The 23,406-nt window shown below is 45.7% G+C and carries 16 protein-coding genes and 3 tRNA genes; 7 read left to right on the top strand and 12 right to left on the bottom strand.

The window, feature by feature from the left end:
• Positions 1 to 114: 114 nt before the first annotated feature.
• A complete protein-coding gene (locus CLV93_RS03205) occupies positions 115 to 828 on the bottom strand; it encodes a polysaccharide deacetylase family protein (RefSeq protein WP_106540698.1) in 714 nt (237 codons plus the stop codon).
• A gap of 113 nt (positions 829 to 941) precedes the next feature.
• On the bottom strand, positions 942 to 4,007 hold the full coding sequence (locus tag CLV93_RS03200; protein WP_106540697.1) for a glycosyltransferase family 117 protein: 3,066 nt from the start codon (positions 4,005 to 4,007) through the stop codon (positions 942 to 944).
• 269 nt (positions 4,008 to 4,276) lie between these two features.
• Here CLV93_RS03200 and CLV93_RS03195 point away from each other — a divergent pair, with 269 nt between their 5' ends.
• Positions 4,277 to 5,164: a tetratricopeptide repeat protein gene (locus CLV93_RS03195; RefSeq protein WP_146141936.1), complete on the top strand. Its 888-nt coding sequence runs from the start codon at positions 4,277 to 4,279 to the stop codon at positions 5,162 to 5,164.
• Positions 5,165 to 5,237: 73 nt separating this feature from the next.
• Here the strand turns inward: CLV93_RS03195 and CLV93_RS03190 are convergent, their stop codons facing one another.
• On the bottom strand, positions 5,238 to 8,306 hold the full coding sequence (locus CLV93_RS03190; RefSeq protein ID WP_106540695.1) for a glycosyltransferase family 117 protein: 3,069 nt from the start codon (positions 8,304 to 8,306) through the stop codon (positions 5,238 to 5,240).
• A gap of 123 nt (positions 8,307 to 8,429) precedes the next feature.
• Here CLV93_RS03190 and CLV93_RS03185 point away from each other — a divergent pair.
• Positions 8,430 to 8,502 (top strand) — tRNA-Gln (locus CLV93_RS03185).
• Positions 8,503 to 8,511: 9 nt separating this feature from the next.
• A tRNA-Gln gene (locus CLV93_RS03180) sits at positions 8,512 to 8,584 on the top strand.
• A 140-nt stretch (positions 8,585 to 8,724) separates the two neighbouring features.
• Here CLV93_RS03180 and CLV93_RS03175 read toward each other — a convergent pair.
• Together CLV93_RS03175 and CLV93_RS03170 are read right to left on the bottom strand one after the other, a co-directional pair.
• A complete protein-coding gene (locus CLV93_RS03175) occupies positions 8,725 to 9,483 on the bottom strand; it encodes a hypothetical protein (protein ID WP_106540694.1) in 759 nt (252 codons plus the stop codon).
• A 291-nt stretch (positions 9,484 to 9,774) separates the two neighbouring features.
• The gene (locus CLV93_RS03170; RefSeq protein WP_170108853.1) at positions 9,775 to 10,968 is read right to left on the bottom strand and encodes a carboxypeptidase-like regulatory domain-containing protein; all 1,194 of its coding nucleotides are present in this window, start codon (positions 10,966 to 10,968) and stop codon (positions 9,775 to 9,777) included.
• A 182-nt stretch (positions 10,969 to 11,150) separates the two neighbouring features.
• Here CLV93_RS03170 and CLV93_RS03165 point away from each other — a divergent pair, with 182 nt between their 5' ends.
• Positions 11,151 to 11,813 (top strand): hypothetical protein, encoded by a 663-nt coding sequence (locus CLV93_RS03165; protein ID WP_106540692.1) that lies wholly within the window; start codon positions 11,151 to 11,153, stop codon positions 11,811 to 11,813.
• Positions 11,814 to 11,864: 51 nt separating this feature from the next.
• Here CLV93_RS03165 and CLV93_RS03160 read toward each other — a convergent pair whose 3' ends face one another.
• Genes CLV93_RS03160 through CLV93_RS03150 form a run of 3 tightly spaced genes read right to left on the bottom strand, consistent with a single transcriptional unit; the run spans position 11,865 to position 15,118 of the window.
• On the bottom strand, positions 11,865 to 13,211 hold the full coding sequence (locus CLV93_RS03160; RefSeq protein ID WP_106540691.1) for a deoxyguanosinetriphosphate triphosphohydrolase: 1,347 nt from the start codon (positions 13,209 to 13,211) through the stop codon (positions 11,865 to 11,867).
• Between the two features lie 58 nt (positions 13,212 to 13,269).
• Complete coding sequence (locus CLV93_RS03155) at positions 13,270 to 14,034, bottom strand: M48 family metallopeptidase (protein ID WP_106540825.1); 765 nt, start codon at positions 14,032 to 14,034, stop codon at positions 13,270 to 13,272.
• On the bottom strand, positions 14,009 to 15,118 hold the full coding sequence (locus tag CLV93_RS03150) for a lysylphosphatidylglycerol synthase transmembrane domain-containing protein (RefSeq protein WP_106540690.1): 1,110 nt from the start codon (positions 15,116 to 15,118) through the stop codon (positions 14,009 to 14,011). Before CLV93_RS03150 ends, CLV93_RS03155 begins: the two co-directional genes overlap by 26 nt.
• A gap of 147 nt (positions 15,119 to 15,265) precedes the next feature.
• Here CLV93_RS03150 and CLV93_RS03145 point away from each other — a divergent pair, with 147 nt between their 5' ends.
• Entirely contained in the window at positions 15,266 to 15,970 is a 705-nt protein-coding gene (locus CLV93_RS03145; protein WP_106540689.1) for a hypothetical protein, read from the top strand.
• 55 nt (positions 15,971 to 16,025) lie between these two features.
• On the opposite strand, the gene CLV93_RS03140 is transcribed toward CLV93_RS03145, so the two are convergent.
• Positions 16,026 to 16,102, bottom strand: a tRNA-Ala gene (locus tag CLV93_RS03140).
• Positions 16,103 to 16,337: 235 nt separating this feature from the next.
• Between CLV93_RS03140 and CLV93_RS03135 the strand changes: the two genes are divergently transcribed.
• Complete coding sequence (locus CLV93_RS03135) at positions 16,338 to 17,024, top strand: energy transducer TonB (protein ID WP_106540688.1); 687 nt, start codon at positions 16,338 to 16,340, stop codon at positions 17,022 to 17,024.
• A gap of 77 nt (positions 17,025 to 17,101) precedes the next feature.
• On the top strand, positions 17,102 to 18,319 hold the full coding sequence (hflX, locus tag CLV93_RS03130; RefSeq protein ID WP_106540687.1) for a GTPase HflX: 1,218 nt from the start codon (positions 17,102 to 17,104) through the stop codon (positions 18,317 to 18,319).
• Positions 18,320 to 18,474: 155 nt separating this feature from the next.
• Here the strand turns inward: hflX and CLV93_RS03125 are convergent, their stop codons facing one another.
• The 3 genes from CLV93_RS03125 to CLV93_RS03115 all read right to left on the bottom strand — a co-directional run bounded on the left by CLV93_RS03125 (position 18,475) and on the right by CLV93_RS03115 (position 23,406).
• Entirely contained in the window at positions 18,475 to 20,145 is a 1,671-nt protein-coding gene (locus tag CLV93_RS03125) for a glycoside hydrolase family 28 protein (protein WP_106540686.1), read from the bottom strand.
• Between the two features lie 74 nt (positions 20,146 to 20,219).
• Entirely contained in the window at positions 20,220 to 21,668 is a 1,449-nt protein-coding gene (locus CLV93_RS03120) for a GDSL-type esterase/lipase family protein (RefSeq protein ID WP_106540685.1), read from the bottom strand.
• A gap of 28 nt (positions 21,669 to 21,696) precedes the next feature.
• Positions 21,697 to 23,406: a glycoside hydrolase family 28 protein gene (locus tag CLV93_RS03115; RefSeq protein WP_211297726.1), complete on the bottom strand. Its 1,710-nt coding sequence runs from the start codon at positions 23,404 to 23,406 to the stop codon at positions 21,697 to 21,699.

The following is a 23,406-nucleotide window of genomic DNA, read 5'->3' as shown; positions in this document are numbered from 1 at the left end:
ACTCAATTATTGCACGGTAGCGAAACAAATCGACGGTGTGGGGCACAGTTATCCTGTGTCAGTCATGCGAAGACGTTGATAAAATAATCTGTATGCAGATTGTGGAAAAGGATATTATGCCCAGCGCCGTACCTGGCGAATGGTTTGCCGCAATTTTTGCAAACGCTGGCGATGAACCGGGTTGAATAACCGGCGTTCTTTCGGGAATTCAATCTTGCGGAATTCGTATCCCTGTTTTTTCAATTCAGCAATTGCTTTGGGCAAGGCATAACGCAGGTGTCCCTCAGCTTTCAGCGAATCGTGGAACGTGATAATACTTCCGGGACGCGAATACTTCAGCACATTGTTCAGAACTTCTTCTTTGGTGATATTCTGGTTATAATCACATGAGATAACATCCCACATGATGATTCTGTATTTCTGTGAAATGAAATGGTATTGTGAGCGTTTCAACCAACCGTGCGGTGGACGGAAAAGATTCGAGCCGATGAGGTGATTGGCCTGTTCGATGTCTTTGAAATAGGAGACATTCTCGCTTTTCAATCCCTGAATGTGATGATAAGTATGATTTCCAACGGCATGACCGTCTTCTACTATCTGCTCGAAAATCTCGGGATAACGGAACACATTTTCTCCAACACAAAAGAAAGTAGCCTTGATATCATTTTCCTTCAGGAGTTTCAAGACCCATGGAGTAACACTGGGAATCGGGCCGTCGTCAAAGGTGAGATAAACAACTTTTTTATCCTCTTCCGGAATGCGCCAGATGGCGGCCGGAAACCATTTTGTAATATGTCGAGGTAAATGTACCTGAGGTTTCAGTCTCATTTTGTTGGATTAAAGGTAATGCGTCGCAACACCTCAATACGGCGCAAAGGTAAAGTAATTTATGCCGTAAAAACAAATTTAGCATAAATTACTTTACCTGTAGCCGTTATTTATCAGTTAGTTGATGAATAGATCTGAACATAAGTAGTGAATTTATCACTCAATGTTTTGGCCAAATCTTTCTCTCCGTACTTGTCAGCCGTTTTTGCCATTTCCCGGATAATAAAGAGTGGTCGTTGAATATCATCCTGGATGGTTTTCTGGAATTTCGGCTGCAACGAGAAGAAATAATTCAATTCATCGTCGTAGTTGCTGAGCATGATGTTCAGTACGTTTTTCGCCTTGTCGTTGGCCCCGGCCTTGAAGTAGTCTTCAGCCATCAGCAAGTTAAAGTAGTTGTATTCAACTTTACTGTTGGGGACAATCTCTTCACATTTGTTGAGCACGGTGATGGCTGAATCTTTTCTGCCTTTGGCTATCAGCGCATCAGCCAGGCGGACGAAGTTGTTACGCACATTCATGGCCATGCGGGTATTGTTCTCGTCGAGGTAAACATTCGGGTCGTTCATGTTACCCCACTTGAACTTGTGCATCATGTTGTTATACATGGTATCAGCGTCCACACCGCCAATCTGTCCGTTTTCCGATTTGAAATCCATTGGAACAACGCGGTAAGCGAATCCTTCTGACATAAAATGGTTCTGCAGGTTGAGATACTTGTCACTTCCTACCGTGATGGCGAAGTACATTGGTCGCTTCCAGTTGTTGTTAGCAATCATGTCCAGGATCATCAATTCATCCTTCGTGATGTAATGACCTTTCAGTTTAATATTGAGTTGTTTCACCATGTGCCTGGCTTGCTCAGGCGTAATCACATGGTTTTTCATCACCTCGGCTGAATCAACCGGATAGAACAGTTCATTCGTAGGTATGTATGATGAATTATCCGCTTGCCGCAGTTTGGTCCGTGGGTCGTCCGAGCGCACAAAATCGATAGCCTCTTTCAGGTTGACCGGACGTTTCAATTGATTGATTACATAAATCAGATCTCTTGTTCCCTCCAGATATTGGTCGTGCGTAAAGTTGATCGGCAGCGGATCTGATTTGTAAGCCTTTTGCCGCATTTGATCAATGTACCAGTCGGTCTGCAGATAACTCAGGTTACAGACACGCACGTCGGTACGAATACCTTCCACCTCCTGGGCGTACCACAACGGGAAGGTATCGTTATCACCGTTGGTGAAGAGAATGGCGTTGGGGGCACATGACTCCAGGTAATCGGCGCCGAAGTCCCGCGCTGTGTATCGGTTCGAGCGGTCATGGTCGTCCCAGTTCTGACTGGCCATTAATACAGGCACTGCAAAGAGGCTGATAACTGTAGCCAGAATAGAACCTAATACCGGCGGCGTCACTTTCTTCAGTATATCGATGAGAGCGAGCACACCGAGCCCTATCCAGATGGCGAACGCATAGAACGAACCGGCGTAAGCATAATCCCGCTCACGCGGCTGGTGTGGTGTCTGGTTCAGGTAGAGAACAATGGCTATACCTGTCATGAAAAAGAGCAGGAAGACCACCCAGAAGTCGCGCTTCCCCCGCTTCCCGGAATTCAGTTGAAAGAAAATTCCAAGCAGTCCAAGAATCAACGGCAACATGAAGTAGGTATTCCGACCTTTGTTATTGGCGTATACCTTCGGAATATTATTCTGATTCCCCAGTCGTGCTGCATCTAGGAATTTAATTCCGGTAATCCAGTTACCACGAAGAATGTCGCCGTGTCCCTGAATATCATTTTGTCTTCCCGAGAAGTTCCACATAAAATATCGCCAATACATCCAGCCTACCTGGTATCGGAAGAAGAAGGCGAGGTTATCGGCGAATGACGGTTTGACCAGAACCTTCGGGTTCCCGTTTCGGTCCGTCGTTCGGATTTTGGTTCCTGTTATGTGTACCCAAGATTTGTAATCAGAAACATGCTGTGGATCGGAACTGTACATCCGGGGGAAGAAAGTCTCAAAACGACTATCGAAGTTCGGATGCTGTTTGTAATTCGATATGATGTATTTACCGTGATCTTCTACATAATCGGGTTTGCCCTGTGTGTATGGATCCTGGCGATCAAGCGGTGCATCGTAGTACTGCCCGTATAACAACGGCCGGTCGCCGTATTGTTCGCGATTCAGGTAAGCCAGCAAACCGAAAACGTTGTCCGGGTTGTTCTGGTCCATGGGTGGGTTGGCCGACGAACGAATCACCACAATGGCATAAGAAGAATACCCGATGACAATAACGGTAAAGGCCAGCAAAATGGTGTTGGCCAAAATTTTCTTCTTTTTGATGGTATACCGTAATCCCCAGATAACCGCAGTAATCAGCAGTGCGGCGTAAATTACGACACCTGTGTTGTAGGGTGCTCCGAATGAATTAACAAAAAGCAGTTCAAACCACGAAGCCACTTTCACAACTCCCGGAATAACGCCGTACATGATGAATGCCAAAAGAACAATGGCAGTAACGAACGCAATAGCCAGACCCGGCTTGGTGACTTTATATTTCCGGAAGTAGTATACAAATACAATGGCTGGAATGGCCAGCAGGTTCAGCAAGTGAACACCGATGGACAAGCCAATCATATAGGCAATAAAGATTAACCAACGCTTGGAGCCCGGCGAATCAGCTTCGTTTTCCCATTTTAATATAGCCCAGAAAACGAGCGCGGTAAACAACGAGGAGGTTGCATAAACCTCCGCTTCCACGGCCGAAAACCAGAAGGTGTCGGAGAATGTATAAGCTAAGGCGCCGACGGTGCTGGCTCCCAGAATAGCAATCAGTTGCGCAGTCGTCGGTTCTTCACCATTCTTCAGTACAATTTTACGTGCCAGGTGCGAAATAGTCCAAAAGAGGAATAGAATCGTCAATCCACTGGCGATAGCCGACCATGAATTCATCATGATAGCCACATGGGAAGGAGAGCTGGCAAAAAGCGAAAAGAAACGCTGGATGAGCATAAAAAACGGTGCACCCGGCGGGTGTCCGATTTCCATCCGGTAGGCCGTTGTTATAAATTCAGGACAGTCCCAATAACTTGCAGTGGGCTCCATTGTTAACAGGTAAGTCGTGGCGGCCACGATGAATACCAGCCAACCGGTAATGTTGTTGTAAAGATTGTATTTTTTCATGTTTGTCACGTTGATTCGCTAACTGTCTTGTTCTTCACTGGAAGTGCGAAGATATAAAACCTTCCTTCACAGGACAACTCGAAACGTAATGCTTAATTTATCTGGTACAATGCTTTTTTTGATTAATCTAATTTAACAAAAATAAAAGTTGCAGCCGGATATGTATCAAATATTTACAATTTTTAAGAAAATCGTTTTTGGAATGCTTGTTTGGGTTGGTGAAACAAAATGACTTACCTTTGATGCTTTTAATTTCTAAAACTGTAGATGTGAGATTGAAGGGATATATTCTTATCGGACTAGTTGCCCTTTTGACGGCGTCCTGTTCCGTTTCAAAAAACTTCACAGCGTTAACTAATAACGCCGAATCGTATTACAATAAAGGTGAGTACGCCAAAGCAACTGCGGCATGGGGACAAATTATTGCTGATTACGGAAATGTCGGCGCTGTTTTCACTCCTGATAATTACTTGAAAGCAGCCAAGGCTGCGGCTAAGGCCGGCGATGACAAACAAGCTTTTCAATGGTACGATAAAGCGAGATTGAAAGGGCAGAGTTCCCCGGAGATGTGGTTGTACCTGGCACACCATTACCATAAAATCGACAACCTGTCGAAAGAGCTGGATGCACTTGGGTATTATTTTTCATTTGATGTGAAAGGTCCGGATGCACTGAAGGCGCGGGAACGTTATTTCGAGGCGCTTGTGGAAAGTGAAAACTACGAGCAGGCTATTAAAGAGTGGCCTTACATCGAAAGCGACGTGAAAAACAACAAAGATTACGTGGAAATGTACTTCGAGGTTTGTCAGTCATTGAACCGAGAACCGGAGTTGAATAAGGCACAGGAGATGTTGCTAAAACTGGATCCGACGAATGAAGATGCCCTTTTCCGAAAAGCCCGGTTGTTGTATAGTTCTGTAGAGGAGCGGTATAAAAATCAGATGGCTGCTTACGAAAAGAATCATACCCGCAGTCAGTACAGCAAATTGCTGAAGGCACTGAAAGGAATTTCAGCAGATTACCGTACAGCCCGCGATTTATTTAAAAAGCTCTATACGGCTCATCCTTCAATACGATATGCGGCTTACCTGGCCAATATTTACGCACGGTTAGACAGTAAGTCAAAATCGGACTACTGGCGGCATAAATCAGAATAAGCTCTGTTTAAAAATAAGGAAAGAACCTTTTCCCGGGAAACAGTTCATACTGCCTACCGGGAAAAGGTTTTTTTTATTTTGCGGAAAGACTGTAACGGTTGATCAGGTTACTCAACCGGTCATCGAGTTCTTTGCTCAAATCTTCCTGTTTATATTGCTTGGCAATATGCACACAGTTGGACAGGATCGCCATTTGCCGCTGTCTTTCCCGGTCGAGTCCGTCGGAAAGGTAAGTGGGCAACTTGACGTAATAGTCCAGCCGCTCGATGGTCAGGTCTGCCAGTTTTCGGATGATGGTATTTGCTTTTTCCGGAGCATTGGCTTCGTAATACGTTGCGGCAATATCAAAATCTTCGTAGTCATACGGGATATTCCGGTTGGGGAATGTAGCCACACAACGGTCCAGAACATGAAGAGCCGAATCCCGTTTCCCTTCGTCCAGCAGTGTTTGCGCTAACCGCGTGAAAGTTGGTTTGGCATCGATGATCCTCACTTCTTTTACGTTGTTGTCATCCACCCATATTGTTGTATCACTGATGTTGCCCCAGGTAAATTTGTCCATCAGGTTGTGATACAAAATGCGACTGTTGACACGCCCAATCGACATTCCGTTTGACGGCGTTTTAATTGGGACTAACCGGTAAGCCAAGCCTTCCAGCTGCAAATAGTCCTTAAGGCCAAGGTGTAACGACTGTATTGCGCTAAGATCGAAATAAACAGGCCGGTTCCAGTTGTTGTTAGCAATCATGTCGAGTATGGCAAAATCACTTTTCGATAAGCTGTTGGCTCCGATATGAAAGGTAACAGTATCGGCAATATCGGAAGCATCTTCCGGGGCCACCGTTCCGTTTTTCAACACCTGTTGCTTATTGACAGGCATATAAAGTGTTGTCGCCGGAAGGAAATCGATTTTATCGCCACTCTGCATTTCAACTTTAGAACGGGGATCATCGCTGGCAACAACATCAACAGCGTCTTTCAGCGGAATGGGTTTTCTGAATTTCGGGATTACCGGAATGTAATCCCGTTTACCCATGCGATAAGTATCCTCCTTCAGTTTTACAGGTAACGGCGCGGAATTATAATTCCGCGATTTCATTTGCGTGATGTACCAGTCCATTCCCAGCAAGCTGAGATTGCAAATGCGTACATCCGTACGAATGCCCTCTACTTCCTGCACATACCACAGCGGAAACGTATCGTTATCGCCGTAAGTAAACAGGATCGCGTTAGGAGCGCACGATTCCAGGTAGTCGCGGGCATAATCGCGGGCCATGTACCGGTTCGACCGATCGTGATCATTGTAATTCTGTGCAATCAGAATCACCGGTACGACCATTGCCACAGCAGTTACCAACCACGGCAATGCCTTCTTCATTCGGATACGTTTGGCCAGCAACTCATACAAGCCCAGCACTCCCATTCCAATCCAAATCGCAAACGCATAGAACGAGCCCACGTAGGCATAGTCCCGCTCACGCGGCTGGAACGGTGTTTGGTTAAGGTAGACCACAATCGCGAGCCCGGTAAAGATGAACAGCAGAAAAACAACCCACCAATCCTGCCGGCCACGCTTTCCGCGTGAATACTGGAAGACAAAACCGAGTAAGCCAAGTATAAGCGGCAGGAAGTAATACCGGTTTCGGGCCTTGTTGTTTTTCAAATCCGAAGGAAGGTCCTCCTGCGGCCCGAGGCGCATATCATCGAGGAAATTAATACCGCTAATCCAGTTGCCGTGAACAACACCTCCGTAACCCTGAATATCGTTTTGCCGCCCTACGAAATTCCACATGAAATAGCGGAAATACATGAACCCGGTCTGGTAGCTGAAAAAGAACCGCAGGTTGTCACCAAACGAAGGCTTTTTGCGCATTTGTGTCTGTCCGCTGCCATCGTCTACAGGCAGGGAAGTTCCGTTGGTTCCGCCCCAACTTTTGTATGCCTGCACATGCTGGGGCATATTGCTGTACATTCGTGGGAACAAAGTCTTAAACCGACTATCATATTCGTAGGCGGGGAAGGGGATTTCCTTTTTGTATTTTCCGTTGTCCTGAACAACAACCGTGTTTCCCTTTTTTTGACCTACAACCGGTGCATCGTAGTAGCGGCCATAAACCAACGGGCGCTCGCCGTATTGTGTGCGGTTCAGGTAACTTTCCAGCGAGAACACATTGTCGGGATTATTTTCGTCCATGGGCGGATTGGCACCCGATCGGATGATGATAAGGGAGTAGGACGAATACCCGATGATGAGCATCAGCACGCTTAACAGGATGGTGTTGCCCAGGTATTTCTTTTCCCGGTAGGTATAATAAATACCGTAAAACAGGGCGGCAATAATAATCGCCACAAAAATCAATAGGCCGGAGTTGTAGGGAAGATTCATACCGTTCACGGCGATCAGTTCAAACCAGCCGGCAATTTTGGGTACGCCCGGAATAATACCCCACATAATGGTTCCCAGGATAGCCATTGCCACGAGCAGTGTGATGATGAATCCCTTCCGGGAAGTTTGATATTTTTTGAAGTAGAAGATGAAGACCATTGCCGGAATTGCTAACAGGTTCAGCAAATGAACACCAATCGAAAGCCCCATCAGGTAAGCAATTAGTACAATCCAACGATTGGCGCGAGGCTGATCCGCTTCTTCTTCCCACTTAAGAATAGCCCAGAAAACTACGGCCGTAAAGAATGACGAGAAGGCATATACCTCAGCTTCGACTGCTGAAAACCAGAAGGTATCGGTAAAAGCATATGCCAATGCGCCGACGAGACCGGAACCCAGCACCAGAATTTGTTCGCTGCTTTTCAACTCTTTGGGATTGGGCATCAGCATGCGGGCTAGGTGAGTGATAGTCCAGAAGAGGAACATAATGGTAGCTCCGCTGATGAGTCCGGAAAAACTGTTGACAATATGCGCCACCTTGGCCGGATTGGAGGTCAGCAATGAAAAAATTCGCGCCACCATCAGGTAAAGTGGTGCTCCCGGTGGATGGCCGATTTGAAGTTTGTACGAGGCGGCTAAAAATTCGCCGCAGTCCCAAAAACTAACGGTAGGCTCTAATGTGAGAAGGTAAACTGTGGCGGACAAACCAAATACAATCCAGCCCAGTACAACGTTTTTCTTATGAAAATCGGACATGTTATCTATTTGCTTTGTAGCAAATATAAGCTTTTCGGGAGCAAAAATTTAAATGAAAAGATTTGCAATAAGAAAAATCTTTATAATTTTGCACCCGTCCTAAGAGATAGGACACTGAATGATTGACCCGTGGTGTAATTGGCAACACGTCTGATTTTGGTTCAGAAGAGTCCAGGTTCGAGCCCTGGCGGGTCAACAATTTTATTGCCCTGTGGTGTAATTGGCAACACGTCTGATTCTGGTTCAGAAGAGTCCAGGTTCGAGACCTGGCGGGGCAACAGTAAGGGATGCTTTAAGGCAAGCCCTTTTTTTATGCCTTGAATTTCCGTTTTAGTTCCTTTTCTCAGACTTTTCTTGTGAAGTTGACCCCATCAGGAGCGAAGCGATTCCTGTCTTTTTACCGGTGAGAAACGTTTGCTTACATGTAAGAATACCGCGTGACAGTCGATTGGGATTTTCCCGACAACAAGCCGTTTTGGTGTTCCACCAGTCGCAACTCACCGTCGGAGTTGTAGTGAAAAAATTCCTGCTTGTAAACAGCACCGGTATGGTCGAAATATTTCATTACCGACTTGAGGTTATTGCTGCCGTATTCGTATTCAATCCACGACATGATATATTCCGACGGAGTATACCGGGTGATATTATCCAGTTTTCCGTCTTTCTTGTAATCGTATGCATCGTAATACAACACTTCGCCTGCCCTGTAAAATTCTTTTCTTTCCAACTGGTCGCGTCCGTAAATGTATTTTACATCCAACGACCTTTCACCGCCGGGAAGTGTAACATACTCAGCCTGCAGCTTGTTGTCGGCATATTCGTATTCGCGGGTTGAAATCAGCTGAATTCCGGACGTGTCGATGGTGTTGTGCTGATAGTTCAGGGCTTTCAGCTTGCGTCCCTCACCGTCTGTCTGAAAAATGGTCTCCCTGTCTAGTACGCCGGTTTTCGCGTCGTAATACAACTTCTTACTGATGAACCCCTGGTTGTCGTATTCGTAGGCAATTACTTCGTTAGGAAGCAGGGCATCCATGTTGGGATATATTTCTTCCGATACAATGAGTGAGTTGTTGGGTGCCGGAGTCAGCAGGTCATTATCATTCATGGTACAACTTCCAATCGTCAACAGCAGAATGACGCCGGGAAGCAGCGATATATATGCAAGTATTTTTTTCATTTGAATAGCACACCTATTTCTTTTAGACGAATCTGTTTTGCCAAAGGTTTACAAAACTCCCGAAGATATTCGGCCCCAATGAGTCAATCCTTTTATTTCTAAACAGATGCGACACTAAAAATTACAGATGCCATTAAGGCTAACTGTTTGTTTACGTTATGATTAGTTTTAATTCTAAAAATCAGCCGCAAAGTAAGCGGATAATTTCGATTTTTCAGTAATGAAACGAATAAAGTTTGCTTAAAGTATCCTCCAACTCAGCGAGATGGAGAACTTATGTACAATTGATTTTTATTGAACCATTGAGTTAAAAGAGTCCCAAAAAGCCTTGTTATAGGGCTTGTTGACGAAATATTCCCGTTCGCTCAGCATATTGGGGTGGACTGTTTCGATCACAGATGGTAATAAATATGTTTGATATACAACGGTTCGCTTGTTGTGGGTTTGTGTGTTTAACCAGACATTCTGGCGGGTGGCCTTCGTGAATCCCAGGGTATACTTGTTGCCGTTTTTCCGGTAAGAGGTGGTGAAGTTGTAATGAATTTCGACTGGTTTTAAATTAGACTTTCCGGTTACGGCGAACGAGCGTCCCTGGCGGCTGTAATTGGATGCTGTCACCCATGTTTCGTTTTTCACCACCGCATAATTCTTCTTGCTGATGTAAATTTTCCCTTTGTAAGCAGTGACGTAAAAGTCGCCGGTGTGACTGATATCCGGATGATTCAGCGTGTAATTGATTACCCAGATGGAATCGCCGTCGAGTTGAGTCACCTTGTCAAGCGTCAAATCGTAGTCATGAAGAAACTTGTTGTTCAAAACTCCCGAGCTGTTCCGAACAATGTCGTAACTCAGCAATTCGTCCATCTGTGTCATGCCGTCAGCTAGTGAAGATACCGGGACGTTCGTCCGGACTTCCATGAACCGGTAGTTGATGTCTTTTTGTTCCTGGGCCGGCGTTTCCTTTACATAGCCGGTTTTATCGGAGATTTCCACTGCCGCTTCGCGGTGATGAATTAACTTTCCGTTTTCGGTAATGTCGTTCCGGTAATAAGCCTGCGAACTCAAGGGGCCCAGCAGGTAGTTGTCGCTGATTTTTTGAGAAGCTTCGCGAAGAATGCGATAGAGAACCAGCGATTGCGCACTGATGTCGACATCCTCAATTTTGTAGGATTGTGGTTCCATTTTCAGGACAATGGATTCGCTTGAATTGATGGAACTGACAGCTCTCTTCACTGTTTCGTAGCCCACCGCCGAAGCATACAGGTAACCGTTTTTCTCCGATGCCGGAACATTGAATTCAAACTGTCCCGAGGCGTTACTGGCCGAGCCCAGGAAGGTTCCTTCAATTCCAATATTAGCATACTGAACCGGTTTGCCGGTGGCATTGTCAATCACAATACCTTTGATGGTTGCTGTTTTATTCTGTGCAAACAATATTCCCGGAAGGAAAAAGGCAATAACAAGGGCAGCTATTTTGTGTCTCATTCTGTCGGTGTTTAAATATTCTGTTGGTGCAATCGTCTTTCTTTTTGTCATATTATGCTTCTCAGCCGGAGGCATCGTACCTCGTAAAGATAAACATTTCGGTATGCTTACGGTTTAATTTTGAAAAGGAAAGCATCTTTAATTTCCTATATTTGTTAGGTCATAAACATTAATGCTGAGACATGAAATACCGCCAACTTAGTCTTTTCACCGGTCTGGCAGTGGTAATGCTGCTGGGACATTCGTGTGTGTCGAAAAAGAAATACCTCGAAATGGAACAGGGCAAAATCAGGGCTGCCAACCGCGTAATTGCCTTAACGGCCACCGTCGATTCGCTCAATCATCTGACCAGCGATATCCGCTCCGAGTTCAATACCATGCAGAATAAGCTGCGGATGAGCAATGCCGTAAAAGATACCTACATCGATTCGCTGAATGTCGCCATTGACAAATTATCGTCGAATGTGGCGAAAACCAATGCCGATATGTCGGATAAAATCTATGCGTTCGAAACGGAGAAACGACAGTTGAAAGCAGCCGTTGCGCAACGCGATAAGCAGATTGATGAGTTGAACGATGAAATCAAGTCGGGAGAGGCGCGGATTAGAGAATTGAATAAAGAATTGAGCGATTTACGGTTTGATTTAAGTAACCAGAAAGACGCTACTACGGCGAAGGCAAATCAAATGGAAGTGGTCCAGAATCAGTTGAACGAAGCAAAAGCTGAGCTGAAGAAAACGCAGTCGAAAGTTGCTTCGATGCAAAGTGAGATGGATAAGAAAGATGCGGAATTACATAAGTTGCGCAACAACGTGAAGTTGCTGAAAAGTGAACTGACAAAATAATATTCCCGGTGAACCGGAAAACGGAAGCCCCTTTTGCGAGGGGCTTTTTTATTACCCAATTTGCGGGAGACTGATGCCGGTAATTTTTCGGTACAGGTCGAGGGCAAACGGGTCGGTCATGCCGGAAACGAAGTCGACCACCGATTGGATTTTCCCATAAGTTGAGTGCTCATCGTTGCGGTATTGCTCGGGAATGATGGAGAGCAGTTTCTTCGACAGCGGATTATTTTCATGCATAATAGCCTGGGTGAATTCGTCCATCAATGTTCCGAGAATTTTGTAACCGGCAATCTCAATTTGTACCACCGAACGCTCGCTGTAGATCCGGCTCACCGATACTTTTTTAATGTGGTCCATCGCTTTCGCGGAAGTACCGGCCAGGCGTTTGAAAAGCGAACCTTCAAAATTTCCGGCTAAAATCGTATCGTGGTTGTCCATGAAAATTGTGGCACATTCCCGAACCAATCGTCCGATAACGGTTGCGCGGAGGTACGCTATACGTTCATTGCGGTCGGTTACCGTTTTGAAGTTACGCTGAATGGATTCCCGCGTCTTTTTATCTTCTTCGGAAGAAAAGAAAGCCATCAACAAATTTTCCGTCTCTTCGTAGGTCAGAATTTTCAGCTTGTGCGCATCTTCCACATCCATTACCTGGTAGCAGATATCGTCGGCTGCTTCAACGAGGTACACCAATGGATGCCGGGCAAATTTTCCCGTCGTCTCCTGGCTTTCAGGTAATCCCAATTCACCAATAATTTTTTGGAAGGTCTCCTTCTCGCTCTGGAAATAACCGAATTTCTGTTTTCCTCCGGCCATATGCGAAGGATAGGGATATTTGATAATGGATGCCAGCGTGGTGTATGTGAGGGCAAAACCCCCGGCGCGTCGGCCTTTAAACTGGTGACTCAGAATACGGAACGCGTTGGCATTTCCTTCGAAAAGTGTCAGGTCGTTCCACTCTTCCGATGTCATCTCTTTACGGTAGTTGATGCCTTGTCCGTCAGTGAAGTAATTGGCAATGGCCGATTCGCCCGAATGCCCGAAAGGCGGATTACCTAAGTCGTGCGCCAGGCAAGCCGACGATACGATGGAACCAATCTCCGGGAGCAGCTCCTTGTGTTCAATGTCCGGTTGTTTTTCCAATTCAGTGGCGACCATGTTGCCAAGCGATCGCCCTACGCTGGCTACTTCCAGCGAGTGTGTCAGTCGGTTGTGCACAAAAATGCTTCCCGGCAGGGGAAAGACCTGTGTCTTGTCCTGAAGGCGGCGAAAAGGAGAGGAGAAGATAATGCGGTCGTAATCGCGCTGAAATTGTGACCGGGCATCGTGAATTTCGTTGGTATGTCTTTCTTCAAGTCCCAGGCGTTTCGCCGAAAGTAACTGGTCCCACTGCATCATTTGGCTGACAATTTAAAATTAAGACGATAAAGTTCTCTGTTTTTTCGTAAACCCCCAATCAAATGTTAAAAAAACGGGGATGATACTTTTTCAGCTCCTTTTCCATGGCTTTTGCTTCCGGGAAGAAGCGCTGCATCGCTGCTTTGAATTCCGGTCCGTGATTGGGAATAACAGTATGCACCAGCTCATGCACAATCACCAAATCGATGAACGGATCGGGCAGACGCATCAGGTGGAGGTTCAGATTGATATTGCCTAAACTCGAGCAGCTGCCCCAGTTGCTTTTATTGTTTTTGATGAAAACCTGTTTGTAACGGAAGTTCAGTTGCTCAGCCAACTCTTTGGTTCGCCTGGGCAGGTATTGTTTGGCTTCCTTGCGTAACTGCTCGGTCAGAACTCTGACAATGGTTTGCTGCAGCGCCGGCTTCTCAGGCGATCGGTTTTCCGGAAGTTCGAGAATACAACGGTTTCCCGGAAAGGAAATAATCAATCGGTCGTCGGTTCGTTTCGACACAGCCAGCTCGTAGGTCCGGTTTCGGGTTTGGAATAAAACACCCGGTTGAAACGAATTTTGTCGTGGAGGATTGTCCTGATAATGTGTCAGCGTATCAAGAATCCACTCTTTTCGGTTCAGTAAAAAGGAGATGCCTGATTCGTATGTTGTGTACCAGGGCATACTCACCCGCACTTCGCCGGAAGGTTTCACGGTAATGCGCATCTGCTTCGACCGTTTGTTCTTCACCAGTTTTACCTGTCCGATTCCTTCAACCGAAATCCATTTCTCTCTCATATTCGTCTTACGCTTCAGCTTTTTTCGGAGCATGCCGGCGTTTGAAACTGCGTCGAATCCATCCCGGTAAAATCACCGCTCCGATGAAAAGATACGGATAGTAGCTCACAAACCGCCAGATAATGGCCATGAGACTCGCGAACCCCTGTGGAATAAATACATCCATGTATTGCAGGAAAACCACTTCGGAGAAGCCGGTTCCACCCGGAGTAGGCATCACCATCATCATAATCCACATAATAAGCTGGCGGGCAAAGATGTGAATTTGCTCTCCGATGGAAACGATATCCTGGTTGAGCTGTCCTTTTAATCCGAAGAACAGAGCCAGAATGAGGAAGTTGGCCACCCAATAACGTGATGTCCAGGAGAAGAAAGTAGCCGTGAAGCTTTTTACCCAAAATGAAAATGGCTTGGCTGTCAGCTCTTTTGAGGCCATGGCAATTTCATCACCCGAATCCATCGCATCTTGTTGCCAGCGTTTCAGGAAAGGCAAACGAAACACGACAGCAATCAGTTTTTTAATGGCTCTGGGGTTGATAAACAGTCCGTAACTAACCAGAGAAATAATCGTCAGCTTGACACCGTAACCGGCGATAGCAAACCAGAAAAACTGGTTTCGAAAAATCGAAGACGGATCGCCCGGGGTGACTTCAAAAAGCTGCTGCCATCCTCCCAACCAGATGACCAACGGGAACATGAGGATGAAATAAAGCTCATCGAGGAAGAATGTCGCGAGTACAATTGCTGAGCCTTTTCCGATCGAAAGTCCTTCTTTATATAAAAACAGTAATGCGACAGAAGTTCCGCCAATGGCTGAAGGGGTTACTGCAGATGCAAACTCCCACAGAAAGGTGATTCGAATGGATTGAATAAGTGATAGTTGCTTGTCGGAAAGGATGCGTAACCTGATGATGTATCCGATGTCCCGCATGAGTACCATGGCCAGCACCGCCAGCAGCCAGCCCACCATCTGACGGTTAAAATGCAAATCAGATAAGGATGGAGGAGTTTCTTCCACGGCCACGATGTAAATTCCCACCGCCACACTGATGATGAGTGGAATGATAACTCTCGATGGATGAACCTCTTTTAATATTTTATGCTGGTCTTTTCTCATGAAATGTCAGGCGAGGTTTTAGTTTTGGAAAGAGTTAAATGTTAAATAAAATATAGGTCTGTAGTAGGTTTTTACTAACAAAAGCTCTAAATTATTGTTTAGGAATACAGGATTATAATTTTATAACCTGCAAAAACCTTCTAAATTATGGGCAAAAATAAGAAATTTGAAGTTTTCGGAACGTTGTCGAAGAGCGAAACTTTATTTACGATCTCCGACAAAACGATTCCAGGAACGCTGGTTTTTGAGTCATTCCAACCTTTTCCCGGCTACTACAACGAAGTTCCTAACGAAGCCAAACCTGTGTACCTCTACATTGGCTTGGAAAAAGATTACGAAGTCTTCGAAGTATCAAGAGCATTTCAACATATTAAAAAGACGAAAGGCTGGAATTTTGAAGCTGCCTGCGCATCCGTAAAAATCTACAACAAAACGTTTCACACGCTGCGTTTACGTCACCTCGACAGCTACGACGATATTAAACCGATTCAGGAAGCGTTCGCCGAACTGGGAATTAAACCCAAAACAATTACCGGAAAGTGGAAACAGGAGGAGGGCATCATTACCCTGAAAAAAACCTTCTGTATTCAGAAAGTGGCCAAAGGGATTTTCATGGACTGCTCGGAAGACTACCATGCCTATATCCTTTTACCAAAATATATGACATCTGAAGAGTTTAATGAATACAACCAGCAGGTGATCTACAATTGGTTTGGCAGCAAGTTTGACTCGGCCAAAGGAGCGTTTTACTATAAATTCAAACTGCGCGAGATGGTTCGGATTTATTCGAAGAAACTGGACTTAAACTACCTGGAGGATCTTCAGAAACTATATTTATCGAAGATCAAATAGGTAGTGAGTTGGGGGAAACAAAAAGCCTGGCTCACTGAACCAGGCTTTTTATGTTTGGTGGAGACGGCGGGGCTCGAACCCGCGACCTCTTGACTGCCAGTCAAACGCTCTAGCCAACTGAGCTACGCCCCCAAATGATGCGGAGCAAAAATACAATTTTTTTAAAAGAAACAAATATTAACGTGCAAAATTGGAACTTTTTTGTGTTTCTTTCGAAAAAATAGGTAGAAAGTCGAGTTTAAAGAAAAAAAGGAGGTGTTTGAAACATTTCAAAATTGAGATTAAAAAACTTTGAATTGTAGATTATTTTTTATCTTTAAACCCTCGAAAAAAGAAGAATAATTTAACTCGGAAATAACTTAAAACTATGGAACCGAAGAAATCACCCAAAGCGGATCTTGAAAACAAGAGGGGTATCTTCGTTCAACTTGGGCTGGTAATTTCTCTGGGTTTGGTACTCCTGGCTTTCAATTGGAACAGCCAAATTAAGGAGGCTGACAATCTGGGACAGGTACAGGCTCAAGATGTAGAAGACGAAATGATCCCGATTACGCGGCCGGAAGAAGTTAAACCGCCGCCACCACCTCCACCACCACAGGTTGTAGAGGTACTTAATATCGTGGATAACAACACGGATATTGACGACGAACTGCAGATTGAAGATACGGAAGCCGACGATAACACGGTGGTAAATGTAGCTCCGATTCAGCAGCAGGAAGAAGAAAAAACCGACGAACAACAGGTATTCTTCATCGTGGAAGATATGCCGGAGTTCCCGGGTGGCGATTTGGCACTGCGTAAGTACATTGCCAACGCTATCAAATATCCGGTTATCGCACAGGAAAACGGTATTCAGGGTAAAGTGTATGTGAACTTTGTTGTTAACACAGATGGTTCAGTAACCGATGCAAAAATTGCACGTGGTGTTGACCCGTCACTTGACAAAGAAGCATTACGCGTGATTAACTCACTTCCGAAATGGAAGCCGGGTAAACAGCGTGGTAAGCCGGTTCGCGTATCATTTACTGTACCGATTAACTTTGTATTGCAGTAAAGACTTTGCAAACAAGATAAAAAGATCCCGGCCGTTGTGCCGGGATTTTTTTTGTCTGAATTATTTACTTTTGCACCATGGCAGAACCCTATATTACAGCACAAGAGAAAGAAAAAGCAGTGCTCGTCGGTCTGATACACTCGAAGCAGGACGAAAGGCAGGCAAAAGAATATCTTGATGAACTGGATTTTCTGGCCGATACAGCCGGCGCGGAAGTTCTGGGACAATTTTTTCAACGCCTGGAAGTGCCCAATCCGGCAACGTTTGTAGGACCGGGAAAATTGCAGGAGATTATCGACTTTGTGAAAGTTCACGATATCGATGTCGTTATTTTTGATGATGAATTGTCGCCAACCCAGCTGCGAAATATTGAGCGGGCGATCAACCGGAAGATTCTCGATCGGACGAATCTGATTTTGGATATTTTTGCCCGCAGAGCGAAGACGGCGCACGCCAAAACGCAGGTGGAACTGGCGCAATACCAATATATGCTCCCCCGGTTGACCCGGATGTGGACTCACCTTGAACGTCAGCGCGGTGGTATCGGGTTACGTGGTCCGGGTGAAACACAGATTGAGACCGACCGTCGTATTATTCTGGACAAGATCGCCCGGCTGAAAGCACAGTTGGAGCGTATCGATAAGCAGAAAGCCACGCAACGGAAGAACCGTGGTAAGATGGTCCGTGTGGCGCTGGTTGGGTATACCAACGTAGGAAAATCGACCATCATGAACATGCTGAGTAAATCGGATGTGTTCGCTGAGAACAAACTGTTTGCGACGCTCGATACAACCGTACGCAAAGTGGTGGTCGGTAATCTACCATTCCTGCTGGCTGACACGGTTGGTTTTATCCGGAAGTTACCACACAACCTGGTCGAATCGTTTAAGTCAACATTGGACGAGACCCGTGAGGCGGATATTCTTTTGCATGTAGTCGACATTTCGCATCCCGGTTTTGAAGAGCAAATCGAAGTGGTGGACGAGACATTAGCGGAAATTGGCGCTGCCGATAAGACCAAATTTTATGTCTTCAATAAAATCGATGCCTTTTCTTATGTCGAGAAAGAGGAAGATGATTTGAGTCCGGTTACCCGCGAAAATCTGACGTTGGAAGACTGGCAGCATTCGTGGATGGCCAAGCACCAGGGAGGCTCTATTTTTATTTCCGCCAAGGAGCGGGAAAATGTGGAAGAGTTTAAGAAATTGCTCTATGAAGAAGTAAGGAAAATTCACGTTACCCGTTTTCCGTACAACGATTTTCTCTACGATTACTACCCGGAAGAGGACGAATAGTAGTCAATTCAACAAAAGCATAAAAAAGAGGATAATCTCACCGGAACAGAATGGGTGAGTTATCCTCATTTTCACTAACTAAAACTAAGCTTAATGCCGTCAGAAACCCTGTAAAATACATGGTCCCTCCGGTCATAGCCGACTCGCTAACTAAACTATTTGAAATGAACCGCTTTTGAAGAAGCGCCGTCCGTCGTTTTCACCAACTCTTTCAGGTTGGGAATCGATGTATTCACGACAGAAATATCTTTTGTGTCGCCTGAAGCTTCGATGAAAACCTTCGCTGCTTTGGGCATATGTCCGTTGTCGATGGTCACATCTCTGCCATTGGTGATTTTGTAAACAGGTCCTTTCTGAATATCGGTTTTTACATTTTTCAGCGTAATCCGGTCGACGTTGGTCATATCCGCACCTTTTTTCGCTTTAATCCAAACATCGTCCATGTGTATGTCCTGAATCGGTGATTCAGGTAAAGCTGACATGTAAATAGATTGGTTCGCACCGAGGCAGTAGACGTTGGAAATGTAATAGTTTCGGAAAACTGGAATATCATGCTCAGCCTTTTTATTGCTTGTGTCACGACTGGTTCCTGCGGGTACATTTTGGTAAAAAGTGTCGAATGAAATTGCTGCACCTTTGATTCCGGTCATGTAAACATCTTTGATGTATATATTCTCGACGATGCCACCTTTTCCGGCTGTACTTTTCATCCGGATGCCGATGTCGGTTCCAACAAAGTTACAGTCGTTGACAAACACGTTGCGCACGTTACCGTTGGTATTGCTTCCTACCACAAAACCTCCGTGAGCATGGTAAACATTACAGCCGGCAATCAGAACATTCTCCACGTTGTAGGTACCTGATTCCGGGCCGTCACCGCTTGATTTCATGCAAATACCATCGTCGCCAACGTTGACGTTACATTGGTAAATCACCACATTTTTGCTGGCGCTGATATCGATTCCGTCGCCGTTTTGCGACCACCAGTCGTTGAAGACATTGGCGTGCCGGATGGTAACGTTTTCGCAATTGTTCGGGTAAAGCACAAATTTAGGAGAGTTCCTCAGGGTAATGTCCTCGATAAGCAGATTCTCGCAACCCACCAGGTAAACCATGTACGGACGCATGTAATCGCGTGCCGGCAGGTAATCCATTGGGCCGGGATTGTCGACTTTCTTTTTCATTTCTTTCAGGTACTTTTTCCCATCAATGGCTTCCTTGCTTGGCCACCAGAGTTTACCATCTTCGCTAACCACTCCGCCCGACTTGACCAGGTCTTTCCACTGGTCATCCGTCATTTTGGCTCTTTTCACCGGGCGCCAGGTTTCGCCGGCTCCGTCGATGATTCCTTTACCAGTAATGGCGATATTTTTCAGCTTGTAACCATAAATAGGCGAAGCGGTAACATACCGGCTGCTGCTGGCTGACGCTTTCACCATCGGGTATTGCGTATGGTCCGAAGTAAACTGTACCAGAGCTCCGCGTTCCACGTGCAGGTTCACGTTGCTTTTCATCTGGATGGGACCGGTAATCCAAAGTCCCGGAGGGACAACCACTTTTCCGCCACCGGCTGCATTACAGGCATTAATGGCAGCGGCAAAAGCCTGTGTGTTGAGGGTTTGTCCATCGCCAACAGCTCCAAATTCCGTGACATCGAAAATCTTGTTGGGAAACTTAGGGACCGTTACCTCGGGCATAATAAAAGGAGTCTTCTTCATGTAATAATCCAGTGACCGCTCCTGGGCCTGACCATTGACATGGGAAAACAGTACAATGATTACCAAAGCCAAAAAATTGGTAATGATATTGTTGTGCATTTTTCTCATTGTTTTGATATTTTCAGGTTAATACTCTTCGTCTTGTTTAGCAAAGCTTGAAACATGCAACTCTCCGCTTTAATTTATTGATTTACTTCATCCAACAGGTAATTCACCAGGTTATGGGCTGCCTTCCTGTTTTCGAACGATTTAGGCAATCGACTATTCCCGATGTATTCGTTGTACAGCCAGGGATCGCCAACAGCCAATACCTTTCCTTTTCCAAAGGTTGTTTCGGCCATTAAAATATCCTTTCCATCGGTTAAAACCGGATGTGCAGACTGACTAATCTTAATTCCGGCGACCTCTTTCATATAAATTTTCTTCACCCCTTTAAACAGCGGATGGTTGGGCAGGTTGGTCTCGGCACCCATTTCCCATTTGTGATTGATAACCGGGTTGAGTGTTTCAGGAATAAAATGAATCCCAAATTTGCCAGCCAGCTGGTTCAAATGTGTGAACTCACAATTCGGGCCATCATTGGCCATCAGAAGCAGCACCCCTCCATTTTTCACCCAGTTGGTTATCGATTGAATATCTTCTTTCGAGATATAATTGGGCTGCGGATTTTCCGATGTAGTATCCGGATCGACGATGATATACACATCCAGATAGCCAAGTTCAGCCGCGGTAGGGGCCTGACCAATCGTTCTCAGTTCAGCCCCTTTGGCTTTGAAGATATCGCCCAGTTGTGAATATCCACTATTCAACGTATCGGTCCAGGTGTAATGGTAAAGCTTGCCGGCTTTGTTGTGCTCGCGGTTGAACCAGTTGTCGAGCCCGACTACCGGACGCTGTGCAACCACGTGCTTAGACAATCCCAGCGAAAGCTTCTTCAGTGCCTCTGCTGCCAACGAAGCGACTGCCTGCGCGCCTTTCACTTTCAGGTGTGTATCGTCGTGTCGCCCCTCGGGGTAACGTTTCGTCGGAGGTGTCCACACATACAGTTCTTTGGCTTTTTCCGGGCCCATCGATTGAATCATCTTCCGCGTCAGCTTTTCCATGTCGATCAGCGGCACGTTCAGCTCTTTGGCTACCTGTCGCATGGCAACCGGATAATCTTTGTGCGTATCGAGCAACTTTCCTTTCGCATCGAATTTCCGGCGAACGATGGGCGTCAGTAAAATAGGTGTCGCACCTTTTTCGCGGCTTTCGGTAACGAATCTTTTCAGGTTATCAGAATAGCTGCCAAATGGCACGGTATAACGGGTGCTGTCCTTTATTTTTTCATCATTGTGCCCAAACTGGATGAAGACGAAATCACCCGGTTTCAGGCTGTCAAGAACGATCTGCCATCTGCCTTCGTCGATGAAACTCTTGGTGCTTCTTCCGTTCCTTGCATGGTTATGGATTTTCACCCCGTCGTCGAAAAACTGGTGTAAAACTTGTCCCCATCCGGTTTCCGGAAACACTTCTGCTTTCTTGTTGGCCATCGTCGAATCGCCGATGGTCCAAAGCTGAATAGTATCCTTCCGGGCAGAATTGCCCATCCAAATCAGGGAGATTAATATCGCTATGATTTTAATGTTCATAACATTCGGTTTTTTTCGGTGCTACTGTTTACTCGGCGATTTTCACTTTGGCTGCATCTACATTTTTACCAAGAACATACAAATTGCTTGCCTTGGTTCCGGGAACCAGCTGAATATCCGTTTTTCCTGTTCTTTTGCCTTCGACGGTAATCAGCGGTTTATCGGAAGATGACAATTGCAGACCTGAGATAGAAACATTTTTCGAGTTATAGAACGACGCAGCCGGGAACCGGGTTGTTTTCAATTTCAGATTTTTAATCTTCACGTTATCGGCATCCATGCAGAATAAACCATTTTTTGATTCCATGGTCAGGTTTTCCATCGTCACATTCTTCAGGTTCATTTCCGGAAGGCCTTGCAGATAAATTGCCTGTTGTGCGCCACGGCAGTTGATATTCTTAATGCTGATATCCTTGAATTGCGGCGTTTCAACCGTCACCTTCGGAATCACCTCATCGATTTTGGATTCGTCCTTTTTGTTCTTCATGATTTCTGAAACCGACATACCGTTGTAGTAGAGGTTGAAAGAGATGGCGTTGCTAGGGATGTCAATCATGTTGATGTTGGAGATGTAGATTTTTTCCACTACGCCGCCACGTCCGCGATTACTTTTGAAGCGCAGTCCGGCATCGGTACCAATGAAGGTACAGTCGGAAACGTGCATATTCTTCACGCCACCCGACATTTCGCTACCAACTGTTACACCTCCGTGGCCGTGGAAAACGGTACAGTTTTTCACGATCAGATTTTCTGTCGGCATATTACGTTTCCGTCCGTCGGCATCTTTACCCGATTTGATGCAAATAGCGTCGTCGCCTACATCGAAAGTACAGTTATATACTGCGCTGTTTTTACAGGATTCAATATCGATGCCGTCGCCGTTTTGTGAATACCAGGGATTGCGTACGTCCACATTTCGAACGGTCAGATTTTCACACATCAGCGGGTGAAGGCACCACGCAGGTGAATTCTGGAATACCGGGCCGTCGAGCAATACATTTTTGCAACTAACCAAACTAACCATCACAGGGCGCAAGAAGTCCCGGATGGATTCGAATTGAGCCATGGTGGTAAAGTCTCTTGGAACATTCATATCGCTCAACTCTGCACCTTTTTCAAAGCTTTTGGATGGATACCAGGTTTCTCCGTCTTTACTGACGATACCGCCCGAAGCGACCAGTTTTTTCCATTGCGAGCTGGTGAGCTTGCTTTTTTTCACCTGTCGCCAGGCATCACCCGAACCATCGAAAACACCTTCGCCAGTGAAAGCAATGTTTTCCAGGTCTTTCCCATAAATGGGAGACAAGCACCGAACGGTGTTGAGACCTTCGAAGCTTGTCTTAATCAGCGGGTACAAATCTTTATTGTCGCTGAAGATCACCAGAGCGCCTGCATCGGCGTGAATGTTGATATTGCTCTTCAACTGAATTGGACCTGTCAGCCAGATTCCTTCCGGGATAACGACCGTACCACCACCGTTTTTGGCTACATCGTTAATCGCTTCGGCGAAAGCCTTCGTATTCAAATTCTGACCATCGCCAACGGCACCAAAATCGGTAACCGAAACTTTGTAGTCAGGAAAAGTGGGCACCGTAATATGAGGCATCTGGAACTCCAGCCCATCATAAATGTTGTCTGACTCCACCTTAGGTGCTGGTTTTTCGCTACAGGCAAAAAGTCCTGCCAAAACCAGTAGTAAACTCGCTCTCATAAAACCAGCAATCATTCGCTTCTTCAT

The sequence above is a fragment of the Prolixibacter denitrificans genome (genome assembly GCF_003014495.1).
Taxonomy (GTDB): domain Bacteria; phylum Bacteroidota; class Bacteroidia; order Bacteroidales; family Prolixibacteraceae; genus Prolixibacter; species Prolixibacter denitrificans.
This window is presented reverse-complemented; position numbering and strand designations above follow the sequence as displayed.

Bases quoted from the DNA above. Each gene is read 5' to 3' on its own strand.
- CLV93_RS03135 (WP_106540688.1), top strand. From the start codon at position 16,338: ATGGAACCGAAGAAATCACCCAAAGCGGATCTTGAAAACAAGAGGGGT.
- CLV93_RS03175 (WP_106540694.1), bottom strand. From the start codon at position 9,483: ATGAAAAAAATACTTGCATATATATCGCTGCTTCCCGGCGTCATTCTG.
- CLV93_RS03125 (WP_106540686.1), bottom strand. From the start codon at position 20,145: ATGAGAAAAATGCACAACAATATCATTACCAATTTTTTGGCTTTGGTA.
- CLV93_RS03200 (WP_106540697.1), bottom strand. From the start codon at position 4,007: ATGAAAAAATACAATCTTTACAACAACATTACCGGTTGGCTGGTATTC.
- CLV93_RS03145 (WP_106540689.1), top strand. From the start codon at position 15,266: ATGGGCAAAAATAAGAAATTTGAAGTTTTCGGAACGTTGTCGAAGAGC.
- CLV93_RS03190 (WP_106540695.1), bottom strand. From the start codon at position 8,306: ATGTCCGATTTTCATAAGAAAAACGTTGTACTGGGCTGGATTGTATTT.
- CLV93_RS03150 (WP_106540690.1), bottom strand. From the start codon at position 15,118: ATGAGAAAAGACCAGCATAAAATATTAAAAGAGGTTCATCCATCGAGA.
- CLV93_RS03160 (WP_106540691.1), bottom strand. From the start codon at position 13,211: ATGATGCAGTGGGACCAGTTACTTTCGGCGAAACGCCTGGGACTTGAA.
- CLV93_RS03170 (WP_170108853.1), bottom strand. From the start codon at position 10,968: ATGAGACACAAAATAGCTGCCCTTGTTATTGCCTTTTTCCTTCCGGGA.
- CLV93_RS03155 (WP_106540825.1), bottom strand. From the start codon at position 14,034: ATGCTCCGAAAAAAGCTGAAGCGTAAGACGAATATGAGAGAGAAATGG.
- hflX (WP_106540687.1), top strand. From the start codon at position 17,102: ATGGCAGAACCCTATATTACAGCACAAGAGAAAGAAAAAGCAGTGCTC.
- CLV93_RS03165 (WP_106540692.1), top strand. From the start codon at position 11,151: ATGAAATACCGCCAACTTAGTCTTTTCACCGGTCTGGCAGTGGTAATG.
- CLV93_RS03115 (WP_211297726.1), bottom strand. From the start codon at position 23,406: ATGAAGAAGCGAATGATTGCTGGTTTTATGAGAGCGAGTTTACTACTG.
- CLV93_RS03205 (WP_106540698.1), bottom strand. From the start codon at position 828: ATGAGACTGAAACCTCAGGTACATTTACCTCGACATATTACAAAATGG.
- CLV93_RS03120 (WP_106540685.1), bottom strand. From the start codon at position 21,668: ATGAACATTAAAATCATAGCGATATTAATCTCCCTGATTTGGATGGGC.